18 protein-coding genes are annotated in these 16,707 nt (G+C 67.3%); 9 read left to right on the forward strand and 9 right to left on the reverse strand.

Annotated elements, in window-relative coordinates:
• The first annotated feature begins 16 nt into the window (after positions 1–16).
• Positions 17–709: a COG3650 family protein gene (locus AC5P5S_RS13875; protein ID WP_005413200.1), complete on the forward strand. Its 693-nt coding sequence runs from the start codon at positions 17–19 to the stop codon at positions 707–709.
• Positions 710–863: 154 nt separating this feature from the next.
• On the opposite strand, the gene yeiP is transcribed toward AC5P5S_RS13875, so the two are convergent.
• The 5 genes from yeiP to AC5P5S_RS13900 form a co-directional block, all read right to left on the reverse strand.
• Positions 864–1,430, reverse strand: coding sequence for an elongation factor P-like protein YeiP (gene yeiP / locus AC5P5S_RS13880; protein ID WP_005409468.1), 567 nt, complete (start codon positions 1,428–1,430; stop codon positions 864–866).
• A 49-nt stretch (positions 1,431–1,479) separates the two neighbouring features.
• Complete coding sequence (locus AC5P5S_RS13885) at positions 1,480–2,250, reverse strand: SDR family oxidoreductase (protein WP_005409469.1); 771 nt, start codon at positions 2,248–2,250, stop codon at positions 1,480–1,482.
• Positions 2,251–2,350: 100 nt separating this feature from the next.
• On the reverse strand, positions 2,351–3,247 hold the full coding sequence (locus tag AC5P5S_RS13890; protein ID WP_012480063.1) for a hydroxymethylglutaryl-CoA lyase: 897 nt from the start codon (positions 3,245–3,247) through the stop codon (positions 2,351–2,353).
• Positions 3,244–3,645, reverse strand: a complete 402-nt coding sequence (locus tag AC5P5S_RS13895; protein ID WP_005409471.1) for a VOC family protein — start codon at positions 3,643–3,645, stop codon at positions 3,244–3,246. Before AC5P5S_RS13895 ends, AC5P5S_RS13890 begins: the two co-directional genes overlap by 4 nt.
• A gap of 2 nt (positions 3,646–3,647) precedes the next feature.
• Positions 3,648–4,436 (reverse strand): enoyl-CoA hydratase/isomerase family protein, encoded by a 789-nt coding sequence (locus tag AC5P5S_RS13900; protein ID WP_005409472.1) that lies wholly within the window; start codon positions 4,434–4,436, stop codon positions 3,648–3,650.
• Positions 4,437–4,555: 119 nt separating this feature from the next.
• Between AC5P5S_RS13900 and AC5P5S_RS13905 the strand changes: the two genes are divergently transcribed.
• From AC5P5S_RS13905 to AC5P5S_RS13915, 3 genes are read left to right on the forward strand one after another with little or no spacing between them, the layout of a single operon-like run.
• Positions 4,556–4,810, forward strand: coding sequence for a FeoA family protein (locus tag AC5P5S_RS13905; protein WP_005409473.1), 255 nt, complete (start codon positions 4,556–4,558; stop codon positions 4,808–4,810).
• Entirely contained in the window at positions 4,807–6,672 is a 1,866-nt protein-coding gene (gene feoB, locus AC5P5S_RS13910) for a ferrous iron transporter B (RefSeq protein ID WP_062605887.1), read from the forward strand. The genes AC5P5S_RS13905 and feoB overlap by 4 nt, the downstream gene beginning before the upstream one ends.
• A complete protein-coding gene (locus AC5P5S_RS13915) occupies positions 6,672–6,926 on the forward strand; it encodes a DUF6587 family protein (RefSeq protein WP_005409475.1) in 255 nt (84 codons plus the stop codon). The genes feoB and AC5P5S_RS13915 overlap by 1 nt, the downstream gene beginning before the upstream one ends.
• 54 nt (positions 6,927–6,980) lie before the next feature.
• On the opposite strand, the gene AC5P5S_RS13920 is transcribed toward AC5P5S_RS13915, so the two are convergent.
• The 4 genes from AC5P5S_RS13920 to AC5P5S_RS13935 form a co-directional block, all read right to left on the reverse strand.
• Positions 6,981–7,442, reverse strand: coding sequence for a DUF4304 domain-containing protein (locus AC5P5S_RS13920; RefSeq protein WP_012480065.1), 462 nt, complete (start codon positions 7,440–7,442; stop codon positions 6,981–6,983).
• A gap of 147 nt (positions 7,443–7,589) precedes the next feature.
• Positions 7,590–8,171, reverse strand: coding sequence for an NAD(P)H-dependent oxidoreductase (locus AC5P5S_RS13925; RefSeq protein WP_062605885.1), 582 nt, complete (start codon positions 8,169–8,171; stop codon positions 7,590–7,592).
• 55 nt (positions 8,172–8,226) lie between these two features.
• On the reverse strand, positions 8,227–8,622 hold the full coding sequence (locus AC5P5S_RS13930; RefSeq protein ID WP_062605883.1) for a MerR family transcriptional regulator: 396 nt from the start codon (positions 8,620–8,622) through the stop codon (positions 8,227–8,229).
• Positions 8,623–8,626: 4 nt separating this feature from the next.
• A complete protein-coding gene (locus AC5P5S_RS13935) occupies positions 8,627–9,388 on the reverse strand; it encodes a 3-oxoacyl-ACP reductase (protein WP_414490314.1) in 762 nt (253 codons plus the stop codon).
• 90 nt (positions 9,389–9,478) lie between these two features.
• On the opposite strand from AC5P5S_RS13935, the gene dapB reads away from it, so the two are divergent.
• From dapB to AC5P5S_RS13960, 5 genes are all read left to right on the forward strand, one after another.
• Positions 9,479–10,198, forward strand: coding sequence for a 4-hydroxy-tetrahydrodipicolinate reductase (gene dapB, locus AC5P5S_RS13940; RefSeq protein ID WP_005409480.1), 720 nt, complete (start codon positions 9,479–9,481; stop codon positions 10,196–10,198).
• A gap of 335 nt (positions 10,199–10,533) precedes the next feature.
• Complete coding sequence (gene carA, locus AC5P5S_RS13945; protein WP_062605879.1) at positions 10,534–11,661, forward strand: glutamine-hydrolyzing carbamoyl-phosphate synthase small subunit; 1,128 nt, start codon at positions 10,534–10,536, stop codon at positions 11,659–11,661.
• Between the two features lie 149 nt (positions 11,662–11,810).
• Positions 11,811–15,053 carry a carbamoyl-phosphate synthase large subunit gene (gene carB, locus AC5P5S_RS13950; protein WP_049448962.1) on the forward strand — a complete coding sequence of 1,081 codons (3,243 nt, stop codon included), beginning with the start codon at positions 11,811–11,813 and terminating at the stop codon, positions 15,051–15,053.
• Positions 15,054–15,061: 8 nt separating this feature from the next.
• On the forward strand, positions 15,062–15,526 hold the full coding sequence (gene greA, locus AC5P5S_RS13955) for a transcription elongation factor GreA (protein ID WP_181453298.1): 465 nt from the start codon (positions 15,062–15,064) through the stop codon (positions 15,524–15,526).
• A 4-nt stretch (positions 15,527–15,530) separates the two neighbouring features.
• A complete protein-coding gene (locus AC5P5S_RS13960) occupies positions 15,531–16,448 on the forward strand; it encodes a hypothetical protein (protein ID WP_012480070.1) in 918 nt (305 codons plus the stop codon).
• Positions 16,449–16,707: the final 259 nt, after the last annotated feature.

Below are 16,707 nucleotides of genomic sequence, written 5' to 3' on the forward strand. Positions count from 1 at the left end.
GACAAGGAGTCGAGCCATGCGTGTAGTTCCCAGTCTGTTGGCAGCCTCCCTCGGGTTGGTGCTGGCCGCGTGCCAGCCGGCCCAGCCGCCCGCCGCAGGCGGCAATGACGCCCCGCCTGCCGCGCCGCAGCCGAGCGCCAGCACCGAAGGTGGCAGCGAGACCACGTACCAGTGTGGTGATCTGAGCGTGCGCGCGACCTTCAATGGCGAGGATGCGGCCACGGTGGTGATCGGCGAACGCACCTTCGCCATGAGCTCCGAGCGTGCGGCGTCGGGTGCCAAGTACGGCGATGGCAAGGGCAACAGCTTCTGGACCAAGGGCAGCGATGACGGCCTGTTGAGCCTGAAGGGCGAAGCCGATCGCGAGTGCCATGCGGTCGAAGCCACTGAAGGCGATGGCAGCGCCGGCAATGCCGCGTTCCGTGCCACCGGCAATGAGCCGGGCTGGCTGGCGGTTGTCGACGGCGACACGCCGGGCCTGCAGGTGGAAGTGGATTACGGTGAGCGTCGTTTCGATGTCGCCCAGCCCACCGCAGGTGCTGACGGCTGGAGTGGCAAGGCGTCCGATGGCACCGACGTCAAGCTCAGCTTCCAGCGCACGACCTGCCAGGACGACATGAGTGGCGAGGCGTTCGATGCCAAGGTGAACCTGACCATCGGCACCCGCCAGTACCACGGCTGCGGCAATTTCGGCGCGAAGCAGCCGTAAGCTACCTGTAGAGCCGAGCCACGCTCGGCTGCAGTCCCTGTCCAACGCACAGCAGCCGAGCGTGGGCTCGGTGCTACACGACTGCTACATCCGATGGCCTGCCTGCGGCGAATGCGCCGCAGGCAGGGACAGGCAGCCGATCAGCGCGAGGCGATTAGTCGGCACGGCCCGCGAATTCGCCGGTGGCGGTGTTCACCAGCACGCGTTCGCCGTTGACGATGTACTCCGGCACCATGATCTCGATGCCGGTGTTGAGCTTGGCCGGCTTCGGGCGCTTGGTGGCGGTGCCACCCTTCAGTTCCGGCGGCGTCTCGATCACTTCCAGCACCACCGAGGCCGGCAGCTGGATCGCCACCGGCTGCTCGTCGATCACCTGCACGTAGATGCCGGTCAGGCCATCGGTGATGTAGCCAGCGTCGTCGCCGATCACGTCCGCGTCCAGGGTGTAGGGGGTGTAGTCCTCGTCATCGAGGAACACGAACGCGTCGCCGTCCTTGTACGAATAGGTGGACTGGCGGCGCAGCAGTTCGACCTCGACCAGGTTGTCGTCGGCATCGAAGCTGGCATCGAGCTTGTTGCCGCCCGGCACGCTGTACATGATGAAGCGGAAGCGGACGTTGCCGCCGCGACCCTGCGGCGAGCTGCGCTCGATGTCGCGGATCTGGTACACGCCGTTGTTGTACTCGACGACGTTGCCCTTCTTGATGTCGTTGGCTTTCATGGTGATCTAGGTCGTTGGGGGAGGGCGCCGTCCCGGCGCCCGTGGGGAATCACTTCGGAGCGAGGCGGGTAGCGCCGTCCAGGCGGATGGTCTCGCCGTTGAGGTAGGTGTTGCCGAGGATGAAGCCGACCAGGCTGGCGAAGTCTTCCGGCTTGCCCAGGCGCGACGGGAACGGAATCGAGGCGGCCAGCGACTGCTGCACGGCTTCGGGCATGCCGTCGACCATCGGCGTCCAGAACACGCCCGGAGCAATCGTATTGACGCGGATGCCGAAGCGCGACAGTTCGCGTGCCATGGGCAGCGTCATCGAGACCACGCCACCCTTGCTGGCGGCATACGCGGCCTGGCCGATCTGGCCTTCATAGGCGGCGATGCTGGCGGTGTTGATGATCACGCCGCGCTCGCCGTCAGTGCCCGCTTCGTTGTGCTGCATGCGGTTGGCCGCGGCCTTGGCCACGTTGAAGCTGCCGACCAGGTTCACCATCACCGTGCCCTGGAAGCCGGCCAGCGGCATCGGGCCTTCCTTGCCCAGCACGCGGCCGGCGCCCAGGATGCCGGCGCAGTTCATCGCCACGTTCAGGCCGCCGAGGAAATCGTGGGCCTGGTCGATGGCCGCGGTCACCGCCGCCTCATCGCTGACGTTGACGTTGAAATAGCGGGCCTTGTCGGCACCCAGCCCGGCAATGGCGGCAGCGCCCTTGTCGTCGTTGAGGTCGAACAGGGCCACCTTGCCGCCCTGGGCGACGAGGTGCTGGGCCACGGCCAGGCCGAGGCCGGAGACGCCGCCAGTGATCACGGCACGTACGGAAGACAGCTGCATTGAACGGTCCTGCAGGTTCGAGAACCGCCGATTCTAACGGAAGCCGCGACCGCCGCTGTTGTGCACTGCGCCGCCTTTGCGGGGCGGCGCAGTGCGGCGGTCAACCGGCGGCGGCCAGCGCCTGCCCGGTGCGGCTGGCGGTGGCGCGGCCGAGCAGGCCGGCCAGCCAGCGGCCGGTCTCGGCCAGTGCCGGCAGGTCCACGCCGCTGTCCAGGCCGAGGCCCTGCAGCAGGTAGACCACGTCTTCGCTGGCCACATTGCCGCTGGCGCCCTTGGCATACGGGCAGCCACCGGCACCCGACACCGCACTGTCGACCACGCGCACGCCTGCTTCCAGGCAGGTGGCGATGTTGGCGATGGCCTGGCCGTACGTATCGTGGAAGTGCACGGCCAGTGCTTCCATCGGAATCTCGGCAGCGACCGCCTGCAGCATCGCCCGTGCCTTGCGTGGGGTGCCGACGCCGATGGTGTCGCCCAGCGAAATTTCGTAACAGCCCATCTGGTGCAGGGCGCGTGCAACGCGCACCACATCAGCCAGCGGCACTTCGCCCTGGTAGGGGCAGCCGAGCACGGTGGAGACGTAGCCGCGCACGCGCACGCCATCGGCGGCGGCACGGCGCAGGATCGGCTCGAAGCGCGCCAGCGATTCATCGATGCCGGCATTGGTATTGGTGCGGTTGAATGCCTCGGACGCGGCGGTGAACACCGCTACTTCCTCGACGCCCACCGCACGGGCGCGGTCGTAGCCCTGTTCGTTCGGCACCAGTACCGGGTAGTGGATGCCGGGCCGGCGCTGGATGCCGGCATAGACCTCGGCGGCATCGGCCAGCTGCGGGATCCACTTCGGGCTGACGAAGCTGGTTGCCTCGATGCTGCGCAGGCCGGTGGCCGACAGGCGGTTGATCAGTTCGATCTTGTCGCCGGTGGAGACCGACTGCTTCTCGTTCTGCAGGCCGTCACGCGGCCCGACCTCGACGATGCGGACGTAGTCACTCATGCGGTTGCCCCATTGGCAGGGCGGTGGCAGACCGCCTCGATGTTGTTGCCATCCGGGTCCAGCACGAAGGCGCCGTAGTAGTCCGGGTGATACCACGGGCGCAGGCCCGGGGCGCCGTTGTCGCGGCCACCGGCGGCGAGGGCGGCGGCATGGAAGGCGTCCACCTGGTCGCGGCTGGCGCAGGCGAAGGCCACATGCACGCCATGGCTGGCGGTGCCGCCATTGCCAAGCCAGAAGAACGGCTTGCCGTCGCTGCCGAAGCCGATGTGGTCGTGCGCGCCGGTCTGTTCGGCGGTCACTTCCATCACCACGCCGATCTGCAGTGGCGCCAGTGCCTGCAGGAAGAAGGCCTTGCTGCGCGCCAGGTCGGCGCTGGTCAAACCAAGATGATCGAGCATGTTCAGGCTTCCGTGACCCAATGGGGGGCGCGCTTGTCGAGGAAGGCGCCCAGGCCTTCCTGGCCCTCGGCCGACACCCGCAGGCGCGCGATCAGGGCGGCGTTATCGCGATCCAGGGTGTCGCGGTCATGGCTGTCGCGGACCTGGCGGACCAGTTGCTTGGCGGTGGACGAGGCGATCGGGCCGGCCTTGTCGAGCAGGGCCAGCTGGCGTTGCACGGCCTCGTCCAGGCGTTCGGGCTCGACCAGCTGGTGGACCAGGCCGATGCGCAGCGCGGTGTCGGCGTCAAAATGCTCGCCGGTGGCGAACCAGCGGCGGGCTTGGCGCGGGCCGATGGCTTCGATCACATAGGGCGAGATCACCGCCGGCAGCAGGCCCAGGCGGCTTTCGGTCAGGCCGAAGCGGGCCGAGGTGCTGGCGATGGCGATGTCGCAGCAGGCGACCAGGCCGACGCCGCCGCCGAAGGCCGCGCCATGGACCCGGGCCAGGGTCGGTTTGGGCAGCTCGTCCAGGGTGCGCATCAGCCGGGCCAGGGCCAGCGAGTCCTCGCGGTTATCGGCTTCGCTGGCCGCCGCCATGCCGCGCATCCACTGCATGTCGGCACCTGCCGAGAAGGAGGCGCCGTGGCCGGCCAGCACCACCGCGCGCACCGAAGCATCGTGGCCGGCGGCCTCCAGTGCGGCAGTCAGCCGGGCGATCAGCCCGGCGTCAAAGGCGTTGTGCAGCTCCGGCCGGTTCAGCCAGAGAGTGAGGACGGCGCCGCTGCGCTCGATCTGCAAAGCATCGTTCATGGGATTCCAGGGTCACTCCATACCTGTATGGATCATAGCGGGCCATTGGTCATGGGCCATGACGCGACGCGGGAATGTTAGAATCGAGAACCATTTACATCCAGCAGAGAACGCGCTAGATGACGCTGTCCGAACTGCCGCTGCACACCTCGGCCGTGGTCGAGTCCGTGCAGGACCTGCATGCCAACGATGCCATCGCCCGTCGCTTGCGCGAGCTGGGTTTCGTGAAGGGCGAGGAAGTGCGCCTGGTGGCCAAGGGTCCGGTGGGGGGAGAGCCGCTGCTGGTGCAGGTCGGGTTCACCCGTTTCGCGCTGCGGATCAGTGAAGCCAAGCGGGTCGTGGTCGACGCCGCCAGCCAGGAACGACGCGCATGACTGCTACTGCCACTACCGCCCCCCTGCGCGTTGCGCTGGTCGGTAACCCCAACAGCGGCAAGACCGCACTGTTCAACCAGCTGACCGGCAGCCGGCAGAAGGTTGCCAACTACACCGGCGTCACCGTCGAGCGCAAGGAAGGCCGTCTGCGTGCGCCGTCCGGCCGCGAGTTCGCGGTACTCGACCTTCCGGGCGCCTACAGCCTGCATCCGGCCAGCCTGGACGAGGCGATCACCCGTGACCTGTGCCGGGGCTTCTACCCGGGCGAAGCCGCGCCGGATGTGCTGCTGTGCGTGATCGACGCCACCAACCTGCGCCTGCACCTGCGCTTCGCGCTGGAACTGCGCGAGCTGGGCAAGCCGATGGTGGTGGCGCTGAACATGGTTGATGCGGCCCAGCGCCGTGGCATCCAGGTGGACGTGGCCGCGCTGGAGCGCGAGCTGGGCGTGCCGGTAGTGGAGACCGTGGCGGTGCGCAAGCAGGGCGCCAGGGCCCTGGTCGAACGCCTGGATGCGATGGTCCCGCACCTGGATGCACCGGTGCCGGGCCCGGAAGGTGGCATCGATTACCACGCCAAGGTGCGCGAGATCCTGTCGGTGGCCGTGCGCATGCCGGCGCGGACCGCGAAGATCGACGACGCGCTGGACCGCTGGCTGCTGCACCCGGTGTTCGGCCTGGTCAGCCTGGCGGTGGTGATGTTCCTGATCTTCCAGGCCGTGTACGCCTGGGCGACGCCGCTGATGGACGCCATCGAGGCCGGTTTCGCCTGGCTCGGCGCCTTCGTCGGCAGCGTGCTGCCGGAAGGCCCGCTGGCCAGCCTGCTGACCGACGGCATCATCGCCGGTGTCGGTGGCGTGGTGGTGTTCCTGCCGCAGATCCTGATCCTGTTCTTCTTCATCCTGGTGCTGGAGGAATCCGGCTACCTGCCGCGTGCGGCGTTCCTGCTCGACCGCATGATGGCCGCTGCCGGCCTGTCCGGTCGCTCGTTCATCCCGCTGCTGTCCAGCTTCGCCTGCGCAGTGCCGGGCATCATGTCCACGCGCAGCATCCAGGACCCGCGTGACCGCCTGGCCACGATCCTGGTGGCGCCGCTGATGACCTGTTCCGCACGCCTGCCGGTGTACGCGCTGCTGATCGGTGCGTTCATTCCGCAGAAGACGGTATGGGGCGTGTTCAACCAGCAGGGCCTGGTGCTGTTCGGCCTGTACGCGGCCGGCATCCTCAGCGCGCTGGCGATGTCGTGGATCATGAAGAAGTGGCGCCGCGACAAGAGCGAGCATCCGCTGATGCTGGAACTGCCGTCGTACCGCCTGCCGCACGTGCGTGACCTGGCGGTCGGCCTGTACGAGCGCGGCATGATTTTCCTCAAGCGCGTTGGCGGCATCATCCTGGCGCTGACCATCCTGCTGTGGGTGCTGTTGTCGTTCCCGGCAGCGCCGGCGGGGGCCACCATGCCCGCGATCGATTACAGCTACGCCGGCCAGATCGGCCATGCAATGGCTGTGTTCTTCGCGCCGCTGGGCTTCAACTGGCAGATCTGCATCGCGCTGATCCCGGGCCTGGCCGCGCGTGAGGTGGCGGTGTCTTCGCTGGCCACCGTGTATGCGCTGTCGGCAGCCGATGACGATGCCGCCAGCCAGGCACTGACCCCGCTGATCAGCGATGGCTGGTCGCTGGCCACCGCACTGTCGCTGCTGGTCTGGTACATCTACGCCCCGATGTGCATCTCGACGCTGGCCACCATCAAGCGCGAGACCAACTCATGGAAACAGATGGGCTTCGCTGCGTTCTACCTGTTCGCGGCGGCCTACGTGGCCGCGCTGATCACCTACCAGGTGACCAGGGCGCTGGGAGGCGGCTGATGGATGCCGGGCTGCTGATCCAGTACCTGATCATCGCGGTGGCCGTGCTGGTCAGTGCCTGGGTGGTGCTGAAGAAGCAGTTCCCCGGTACCGTGCGCAAGCTGCGCGGTGCGTTGGCGCTGGCCCTGCTGAAGCCCGGTCGCGCCGCCTGGCTGCAGGCGCTGGGGCGGAAGGTCGCGCCACCGGCGAGCGGAAGTGGCGGTGCCTGTGGCGGTTGCGACAGTTGCGGGCCGACTCCGCCGAAGCGGCACTGACGCTGCTTCTCCTGCGCTGGTGGGTGCGAACCTTGGTTCGCACGCTTCCGGGGTTCAGACCTCTCTGCGGATGATCGCCCGGAAGCGTCCATCCCGATTCAATCGCCGCACCGATTCCCGGTTCCCATGGGTTGCCGCGAAGCCGGCCACGTCGGCAAGGGCATCGAGCAGCAGGCCTTTCAGTCCGTCGCGGTTACCAGCCTGCAGCAGGTCTTCAAGATCCTGCTGGATGAAGGCCCGGCGCAGGCCTGGTGTCTCTTCGATCCGCCAGTCGACGTGGGGCGTGGGAATGCTGGAGCGGTACCTGAAAGCCGTTTCAAGATCGTCAGGTGCGAGGGGATGCTCGAGCAGCTCTGGAAAGTAGAGTCCAGCATTCACATAGAAACCCCGGCTTTCGCTGGCACGCTGGTGATTCACGACAAGGAGGGCGTCATCCAGCAAGCGGTAGCGGGTAGTCGTGGTCCCGGCAAAGCCGGTCTTCCTGGCGCACTTGCTGAAGACAGTCGAGGATTTCATGGGCTTTGCCCGGGCCGGAACAGGGGGCCACAGCCTTGAGGCGCGGTGCCTGGCGGTCAATTGGCAAACGCGACACCCGCAACGAGCGCCCCAGGTGCGTGCGAACGCCCCGGGTGGGTGCGAACCTTGGTTCGCACGCTCTTCTGGCTAGTTGGCCCGTGAGCCCAGCTCCGCCGCCAGCGCCAGCCACTTGCTGCGTTGTGCCGGTGTACTGCTGCGTACAGCGCCAAGGCGGCTGACACGCACCGGGCGGATGCCGCAGAACTGCAGGATGGTGGCGCGGATCTGGGCGATGCCCGGGTCGCGGTAGATCCAGCGGTAGTACCAGGGCGGCGTATCCAGCGTGGTGATCACCCGCGCGCTGCGCCCGGCCAGCAGCCGGTCCCACCACACCGAATCGCGCCGGTAGCGGAAGGCGTACCCCGGCAGCAGCACGCGATCGAAGAAGCTCTTCAGCAGTGCCGGCATCGCGCCCCACCAGGTGGGGTAGACCAGCACCAGGTGATCGCAGGCCTCGATCGCTTCCGCGGCGTCCTGAAGGTCGGCTTCCAGCGGCTGGATCTGACGGTAGCCGTGGCGCAGTACCGGGTCGAACTGGAGGTCACCCAGCGCGATCAGGCGCACCCGGTGGCCAGCATTCTCGGCGGCGGTGGCATAGCGCTGGGCGAGGGCGCCGCACAGGCTGTCACGGTCAGGATGGCCCAGCAGGATCAGGATGGAACGGGACACGGCAACCTCGCGCAATGGAAAGTGCGCGAGGTTGGGGTCTGCCCCAGGGGCAGAGTCAAACCGGGGTGGTGCAGCCGCTGGGTTCCAGGATGCAGTCGCCGCTGCCGGAGTGCAGCCACTGCTGCAGTTCGTCGCTGACCAGCTGCAGGTCGCGCTCGACCTGTGCCAGCCGCATCCGCTCGTCGGCGATGCGGCCGCGCTGCTCCTCCAGCAAGGCCAGTACCGCTGGCCAGTCGAGCCGTCCATCGCGGCCCTGCAGGCGTGAGATCGCGGCCAGGGTGATGCCCAGCCCCAGTGCCTGGCGGATCAGCTGCACCCAGGCCACGTCCTGTTCGCTGTAGTCGCGATAGCGGTTCAGGCGTGGCACCGGCGGCAGTAGTCCGCGCGCCTCGTACAGGCGGATGGCCCTGGCACTGGCGCCGGTCAGGCGGCTGACTTCGGAGATGCGCATCGACTCAGTCCCGCACCAGCCCGCCATCGACCACCAGGTTCTGACCGGTCACCGCGCGCGACCATGGGCTGGCGAAGAACAGCGCGGCATCGGCGAACTCGGCCGGCGTGGTGACGCTGCGCAGTGGCGTGTTGGCGGCGATGTAGTCGAACACTGCTTCCGGCGTGGCGGCGCTGGCATCGGTGGTGCGCAGCAGGCCGCCGGACAACATGTTCACGGTGATGCCATGCGGGCCGAGGTCGCCGGCCAGGGTACGGGTCAGCGACAGCAGTGCGGCCTTGGCGGCGGTGTAGTCGTGATAGGGCACCACCGGATTCTGGAACAGGTTGGTGCCGATGTTGATCACCCGACCGAAGCGACGGGCCTGCATGCCGGGCAGGGCGGCCTGCACGGTGTTCAGCGCGCCGCGCACGCTGCCGTCGAACTGCGCCTGGAACGCCGGCCAGCCGATGTCGGCGGCGCCGTCGCGGGCATCACCATTGAACGAGAACGCTGCCAGTGCGTTGTTGACTACGGTGGTGACGCCCTGGCCGAAGTGGGCGAGGGCGTGCTGCAGCATTGCATCGACCTCGGCGCGCTCAGTGACATCGGCCGGCAGCGCGATCGCCTGTCCGCCCAGCTCGGCAGCCAGAGCACGTGCAGCGCCTTCGCTTCGGTGGTAGTTGATGATGACGCGCGCGCCCTGCGCGGCGAAGGCGCGGGCGATGTGCTGGCCAAGTCCGCGCCCGGCACCGGTGACAAGCACCAGCTGTTCACTGATCTGCATGAGGGAACTGCCATCCATTGCATGAAAGGGCATGCAGCGTAGCAGCGATGGCGCTTGCCGGAGCGGGCGTGCTGCCGCTAGCCTGCAGGCATGAACCAGACTCCCCTGCGATTGCTCATCCACGGTGCCTCCGGGCGCATGGGCCAGGCCCTGCTGCGGCTGGCCGCCGAACATCCCGAAACCCTGCAGATCGCCGCTGCGGTGACGGGTCGTGCGCCGGCCCAGCGCGTGGTCGATGGCGTACCGTTCTTCGCGGCCAGCGAGCTGCCCGGTGCGCCGGCATTCGACGTGGCGATCGACTTCAGCCTGCCGGAGGGTTTCGACCCGATGCTGGCACTGTGCGTGGAACGTGGTGCGGGGCTGGTCTCGGGCACTACCGGCATCTCCAGCACGCAGCGCCAGGCGCTGGAGGCGGCGGCGGCGAGGATCCCGCTGGTCTGGGCCTCGAACTTCAGCCTGGGCGTGGCGGTGCTGGACGAGCTGGTCGAGCGCGCGGCGCAGGCGCTGGCCGGCTGGGACTGTGACATCGTCGAGTCTCACCACACCCAGAAGAAGGACGCGCCGTCGGGCACTGCACTGACCCTGGGCGCGGCCGCGCAGCGGGGCGGGGCGGAGCCGCACTATGCCAGCCTGCGCGCTGGTGACATCGTCGGCGAGCATCTGGTGCAGTTCACCGGGCTGGGCGAGCGCATCGAGCTGGTGCACCGGGCCACCAACCGCGACATTTTCGCCCGCGGCGCCCTGTTCGCCGCCCGCCAGCTGCAGGGCCGCGCCCCGGGCAGCTACCGGGTACGGGACCTGCTGCAGTAAGGCGGGCTGATTCCTGGGGTCGGATCCCTTTCCTGCGGAAAGGGCTCTGACCCCATCCGAGGGCGCCTGGGGTCAGAGCCTTTCCGATTCGGGAAAGGATCCGACCCCACCTCCGGCCCGCATACGCCGCCGGATTGAAATGAATGCGCAATCGCCCGTTCATGAAGCGCGATAACCGCTGGCGCGAGCGCCCCGGCAGCGCTACAATTCGCACTCGCCGAATCACGAAAGCCGGACCGGTCCCAGACCGCACGTCCGCGCTTTTTTGCAACCGGATTTCCGTGAAGCGCAGGCGTGACTTCGGCAGCCCCCTCGGTAGCCAAAGTGAGATTCCCGTGACCCAAGCCGCAATCCTCGTCCTCGAAGACGGCACCGTATTCGAGGGCGAATCCGTAGGCGCGCCCGGCCTGTCCGTCGGTGAGGTGGTGTTCAACACCGCCATGACCGGCTACCAGGAAGTGCTGACCGACCCGTCCTACGCCCGGCAGATGGTCACGCTGACCTATCCGCATATCGGTAACACCGGCATGACCGACCAGGACAACGAAGCGTCCAAGGTGTGGTCGGCCGGCCTGATCGTGCGCGATGTTCCGCGTCGCCCCAGCAACTGGCGCAGCCAGGTGTCGCTGCAGGACTGGCTGATCCAGCGTGGCGTGGTTGCCATCGCCGGCATCGACACCCGCAAGCTGACCCGCATCCTGCGCGAGAAGGGCGCGCAGAACGGTGCGCTGATGGCCGGCGACACCGACGTGGAAAAGGCACTGGAAGCCGCCCGCAAGTTCCCGGGGCTGAAGGGCATGGATCTGGCCAAGGTCGTCACTACCGAGAAGACCTACACCTGGACCGAGGGCCAGCTGGACCTGGATGCCAATGCCTTCGTCAGCGTGCCGGCCAAGTACAAGGTCGTGGCCTACGATTTCGGCGTGAAGACCAACATCCTGCGCATGCTGGCCGAGCGCGGCTGCGAAGTGACCGTGGTGCCGGCGCAGACCCCGGCCGCCGAAGTGCTGGCGCTGAAGCCGGATGGCGTGTTCCTGTCCAACGGCCCGGGCGACCCGGAACCGTGCGACTACGCCATCGAAGCGATCAAGACCTTCATCGACGTGAAGATCCCGACCTTCGGCATCTGCCTGGGCCACCAGCTGCTGGGCCTGGCCTCGGGCGCGCAGACCATGAAGATGGGCCACGGCCACCACGGTGCCAACCACCCGGTGCAGGACCTGGACAGCGGCCGGGTGATGATCACCTCGCAGAACCACGGTTTCGCGATCGATGAAGCGACCCTGCCGCCGACCCTGCGCGTGACCCACCGCTCGCTGTTCGATGGCACCAACCAGGGCGTGGCCCGCACCGACGTGCCGGCGTTCTCGTTCCAGGGCCATCCGGAAGCGTCGCCGGGCCCGACCGATGTCGGCCCGCTGTTCGACCGCTTCGTGGTGCTGATGGAGCAGGCCAAGGCGTGATCAGTACGCCGCCGGCCCCCCGGTGGCGTCGCGATGGACCGTAAACCCCGCATCGCTGCTGCCCCTGGCGCGGCGCTGCGGATCAAGATTCCTGATCGACAGCGTGCGATCACTCCCCCTTGTCACGCTGTACTGACTTAGAGAAGAAAATGCCCAAGCGCACTGACCTCAAGACCATCCTCATCATCGGTGCTGGCCCGATCGTCATCGGCCAGGCCTGCGAGTTCGACTACTCCGGCGCCCAGGCCTGCAAGGCCCTGCGTGACGAGGGTTACCGCGTGGTGCTGGTCAACAGCAACCCGGCCACGATCATGACCGACCCGGAGATGGCCGATGCCGTCTACATCGAGCCGATCAACTGGCAGACGGTCGAGAAGATCATCGCCAAGGAAAAGCCCGATGCGCTGCTGCCGACCATGGGTGGCCAGACCGCGCTGAACTGCGCGCTGGACCTGGCCGACAATGGCGTGCTGGAGAAGTACAACGTCGAACTGATCGGCGCCAAGCGCGAAGCGATCCGCATGGCCGAAGACCGCGAGCTGTTCCGCGTGGCCATGGGTGAGATCGGCCTGGAATGCCCGACCGCCGCCGTCGCCCACACCCTGGACGAAGCGCTGGAGATCCAGACCCGCGTCGGCTACCCGACCATCATCCGCCCCAGCTTCACCCTGGGCGGCAGCGGTGGCGGCATCGCCTACAACCGCGAAGAGCTGGTCGAGATCGTCAGCCGTGGCCTGGAACTGTCGCCGACCACCGAAGTGCTGGTGGAAGAGTCGGTGCTGGGCTGGAAGGAGTTCGAGATGGAAGTGGTCCGCGATACCGCGGACAACTGCATCATCGTCTGCTCGATCGAAAACCTCGACCCGATGGGCGTGCACACCGGTGACTCGATCACCGTGGCGCCGGCACAGACCCTCACCGACAAGGAATACCAGCGCCTGCGCGATGCCTCCATCGCCGTGCTGCGCAAGATCGGCGTCGATACCGGTGGCTCGAACGTGCAGTTCGGCATCAACCCGAAGACCGGCCGCGTGGTCGTCATCGAGATGAACCCGCGCGTGTCGCGTTCCTCGGCGCTGGCGTCCAAGGCCACCGGCTTCCCGATCGCCAAGGTCGCCGCCAAGCTGGCCGTGGGCTACACCCTGGACGAACTGAAGAACGAGATCACCGGCGGCCTGACCCCGGCCTCGTTCGAGCCGTCCATCGATTACGTCGTCACCAAGATCCCGCGCTTCGCCTTCGAGAAGTTCCCGGCCGCCGACGCCCGCCTGACCACCCAGATGAAGTCGGTGGGCGAGGTGATGGCGATGGGCCGCACCTTCCAGGAGTCGGTGCAGAAGGCCCTGCGTGGCCTGGAAACCGGCAAGGTCGGCTTCGACCCGACCGGCCTGGACCTGGGCAACGAAGACGACCTGCAGACCCTGCGCCGCGAACTGAAGGCACCGGGTCCGGAGCGCCTGTTCTTCGTCGCCGATGCATTCCGCGCCGGCATGAGCGTGGAAGAGATCTACGCGCTGTCGTTCATCGATCACTGGTTCCTGGACCAGATCGAGGAAATCATCGCTGCCGAAGCTGACGTCGCCGCCGGTGGCATCGACGCACTGGACGCCGCACGCCTGCGCAAGCTGAAGCGCGCCGGCTTCTCCGACGCACGCCTGGCGCAGCTGACCGGCACCAACGAAGCCGCCATCCGCGCGCTGCGTCGTGCGCACAAGGTGCGCCCGGTCTACAAGCGCGTGGACTCCTGTGCCGGTGAATTCTCCACCGGTACCGCCTACCTCTACTCGACCTACGAGGACGAGTGCGAGGCCGCGCCGAGCAACCGCGACAAGATCATGATCCTGGGCGGTGGCCCGAACCGCATCGGTCAGGGCATCGAGTTCGACTACTGCTGCGTGCATGCGGCACTGGCGCTGCGCGAGGATGGCTATGAAACCATCATGGTCAACTGCAACCCGGAAACCGTGTCGACCGACTACGACACCTCCGACCGCCTGTATTTCGAACCGCTGACCCTGGAAGACGTGCTGGAAATCGTCGAGCTGGAACAGCCGAAGGGCGTGATCGTGCAGTACGGCGGCCAGACCCCGCTGAAGCTGGCGCGCGCGCTGGAAGCCAACGGCGTGCCGGTGATCGGTACCAGCCCGGATTCGATCGACCTGGCCGAGGACCGCGAGCGCTTCCAGCAGCTGGTCGACAAGCTGGGCCTGAAGCAGCCGCCGAACCGCATCGCCCGCAACGACCAGGAAGCGCTGCTGCTGGCCCGCGAGATCGGCTACCCGCTGGTGGTGCGCCCGAGCTACGTGCTGGGCGGCCGTGCGATGGAAATCGTCTACGGCGAAGCCGACCTGGCCCGCTACGTGCGCGACGCGGTGAAGGTGTCCAACGATTCGCCGGTGCTGCTGGACCGCTTCCTCGACAACGCCGTCGAGTGCGACGTCGACATCATCGCCGACAAGGAGGGCAACGTCCTGATCGGTGGCGTGATGGAGCACATCGAAGAAGCCGGCGTGCACTCGGGCGATTCCTCGTGCTCGCTGCCGCCGTACTCGCTGTCGGCTGAAACCCAGGCCGAGCTGCGCCGCCAGGTGGTGGAGCTGGCCAAGGCCCTGAACGTGGTCGGCCTGATGAACACCCAGTTCGCGATCCAGACCAGCGACGAAGGTGCCGACACCATCTACCTGCTGGAAGTGAACCCGCGTGCCTCGCGCACCGTGCCGTTCGTGTCCAAGGCCACCGGCATGCCGCTGGCCAAGATCGCGGCGCGCTGCATGGCCGGCAAGAGCCTGGCCGAGCAGGGCGCGACCAAGGAAATCGTGCCGGACTATTACTCGGTGAAGGAAGCGATCTTCCCGTTCGCCAAGTTCCAGGGCGTCGACCCGATCCTCGGGCCGGAGATGCGCTCCACCGGTGAGGTGATGGGCGTGGGCCGCAGCTTCAACGCCGCCTTCGCGCGTGCGCAGGAAGCCGGTGGCATCAAGGCACCGCCGGTCGGCAAGGCCTTCGTTTCGGTCCGCGATCCGGACAAGAAACGCGTGCTGCCGGTGGCCAAGGCGCTGCTGGCGCGTGGCTACAGCCTGGTCGCGACCCGTGGCACCGCCGCGTGGCTGCAGCAGCACGGCATGGACTGCGAGATCATCAACAAGGTGGTCGAAGGCCGTCCGCACATCGTCGACTCGATCAAGAACGGCGAGATCGTCTACATCGTCAACACGACCGAAGGTCGCTCGGCGATCAACGACTCGTTCTCGATCCGTCGCGAGGCGCTGCAGCATCGCGTCACCTACTCGACCACCATTGCCGGCGCCAAGGCGCTGGTGGATTCACTGGAATTCCGCGGCACCGGCCCCGTCTGGTCGCTGCAGGAGCTGCACAAGGAGTTGAATGCATGAGAGCCCCCATCACGATGAAGGGCGCGCAGAAGCTGCGCGACGAACTGGATCACCTGAAGTCGGTCAAGCGCCCCAAGGTGATCGCCGCCATCGCCGAAGCACGTGAGCATGGCGACCTGAAGGAGAATGCCGAGTACCACGCCGCGCGCGAGGAACAGGGCTTCATCGAAGGCCGCATCAAGCAGCTCGAAGGCGAGCTGTCGCACGCCGAGATCATCGACGTGAGCAAGCTCAATGCCGGCTCCAAGGTGGTGTTCGGCGCCAGCGTGACGCTGGCCGACGTGGAAACCGACGAAGAGAAGAAGTACCAGATCGTCGGTGACCTGGAGGCGGACATCAAGCAGGGCCTGATCGCGATTTCCTCGCCGGTGGCGCGCGCGATGATCGGCAAGCTGGAAGGTGATTCGATCGTGATCGACGCCCCGGCCGGCCAGCGCGAGTACGAGATCGTCAGCGTCAGCTACGTGGACTGACCCGGTGGCAACGGCGACCCTGCTGTTGCCGGCACGCAGCCGCTTTGCCGCGGCTGCGCTGCCGGACGATGTGGCGCGCGCGCTTGGCCGCGCCACGACGGTGCAGGTCGCACCGGGTGAACGCGCGCAGCTGACGCGCCATTTCACGGTCGCCGCGCCGCAATGGCCGGTGGCCGCGTTGACCCGCCAGCGCGACGTCGGCGATGCCGCTGGCGCCAGCTGGCTGCGTGCCGATCCGGCCTGCATGGTGCCGGACATGCATGGCGCGCGGATGATGGCCTACGGCGAAACGCTGCGACCGACCCTGGCCGACTGCCTGGCCCTGCTGCCGGTGCTGCAGCCGTTGTTCGCCGATGCCGGATTCGTGCTCGACGCACCGGACCCTTCGCGCTGGTACCTGCGCCTGCCGATCGACCTGGCCCTGCCGGACTTCGACAGTCCGGACGAGGTGCTGGGCGATGACCTGTTCTCGCACCTGCCGGAAGGCGAGGTCGGCCGCCGTTGGCGGGCGCTGATGACCGAAGCGCAGGTACTGCTGCACAACCATTCCTGGAACCAGCAGCGCGCCGCGCAGGGACAACAGCCGATCAATTCGCTGTGGTTCTGGGGTGGTGGCGTGATGCCGGTATCGGTCAGCACGCCGCATGCGCAGGTGCGCAGCCGCGATGCGCTGCTGCAGGGCCTGGCTCTTGCGGCTGGCGTAGCCGTGGATGGCGAGCAGGCGGTGGATGCACTGGTTGATCTGCGCCAGCTGCGCTCGCTGCAGCAGCTCGGCAACGATGCGATCCGTCCGCTGCTGGCCGCGCTGAAGCGCGGCGAGCTGCAGCGGCTGGTGCTGGATTTCGAGGACGGCCTGCAGTTCCAGCTGGATCGCGGACAGCGCTGGCAGTTCTGGAAGAAGCCGCGCCAGCTTCACGACTGATCGGGGCCTCGGCCGAGCGGGGTCGGATCCGTTTTCCTAGGGAAAACGGCTCTGACCCCATTTTGTCTATCGATATCTGAAAGATGTGTCGACCAAGGTCGACACCTACCAGCAGCGGCGTGAACCTGTCGAAGGTGGGGCGGTGTCGGATTGCGGGGTGTCAGCCGCATGGATGCGGCTGCCAAGCCTACAGGGACGTACTTGCGGCGTCCCCGCAATCCGACACCGCCCCGCCAACCCACGGACTCCCCGCTGTTGC

The sequence above is a fragment of the Stenotrophomonas sp. YJH_SMC_54 genome (assembly GCF_059368435.1).

Coding starts and splice junctions, on each gene's coding strand:
- AC5P5S_RS13885 (WP_005409469.1), bottom strand. CDS start 2,250: ATGCAGCTGTCTTCCGTACGTGCCGTGATCACTGGCGGCGTCTCCGGC.
- AC5P5S_RS13905 (WP_005409473.1), top strand. CDS start 4,556: ATGACGCTGTCCGAACTGCCGCTGCACACCTCGGCCGTGGTCGAGTCC.
- AC5P5S_RS13900 (WP_005409472.1), bottom strand. CDS start 4,436: ATGAACGATGCTTTGCAGATCGAGCGCAGCGGCGCCGTCCTCACTCTC.
- AC5P5S_RS13930 (WP_062605883.1), bottom strand. CDS start 8,622: ATGCGCATCTCCGAAGTCAGCCGCCTGACCGGCGCCAGTGCCAGGGCC.
- AC5P5S_RS13920 (WP_012480065.1), bottom strand. CDS start 7,442: ATGAAATCCTCGACTGTCTTCAGCAAGTGCGCCAGGAAGACCGGCTTT.
- carB (WP_049448962.1), top strand. CDS start 11,811: ATGCCCAAGCGCACTGACCTCAAGACCATCCTCATCATCGGTGCTGGC.
- feoB (WP_062605887.1), top strand. CDS start 4,807: ATGACTGCTACTGCCACTACCGCCCCCCTGCGCGTTGCGCTGGTCGGT.
- dapB (WP_005409480.1), top strand. CDS start 9,479: ATGAACCAGACTCCCCTGCGATTGCTCATCCACGGTGCCTCCGGGCGC.
- AC5P5S_RS13890 (WP_012480063.1), bottom strand. CDS start 3,247: ATGAGTGACTACGTCCGCATCGTCGAGGTCGGGCCGCGTGACGGCCTG.
- AC5P5S_RS13875 (WP_005413200.1), top strand. CDS start 17: ATGCGTGTAGTTCCCAGTCTGTTGGCAGCCTCCCTCGGGTTGGTGCTG.
- yeiP (WP_005409468.1), bottom strand. CDS start 1,430: ATGAAAGCCAACGACATCAAGAAGGGCAACGTCGTCGAGTACAACAAC.
- AC5P5S_RS13915 (WP_005409475.1), top strand. CDS start 6,672: ATGGATGCCGGGCTGCTGATCCAGTACCTGATCATCGCGGTGGCCGTG.
- AC5P5S_RS13935 (WP_414490314.1), bottom strand. CDS start 9,388: ATGCAGATCAGTGAACAGCTGGTGCTTGTCACCGGTGCCGGGCGCGGA.
- AC5P5S_RS13895 (WP_005409471.1), bottom strand. CDS start 3,645: ATGCTCGATCATCTTGGTTTGACCAGCGCCGACCTGGCGCGCAGCAAG.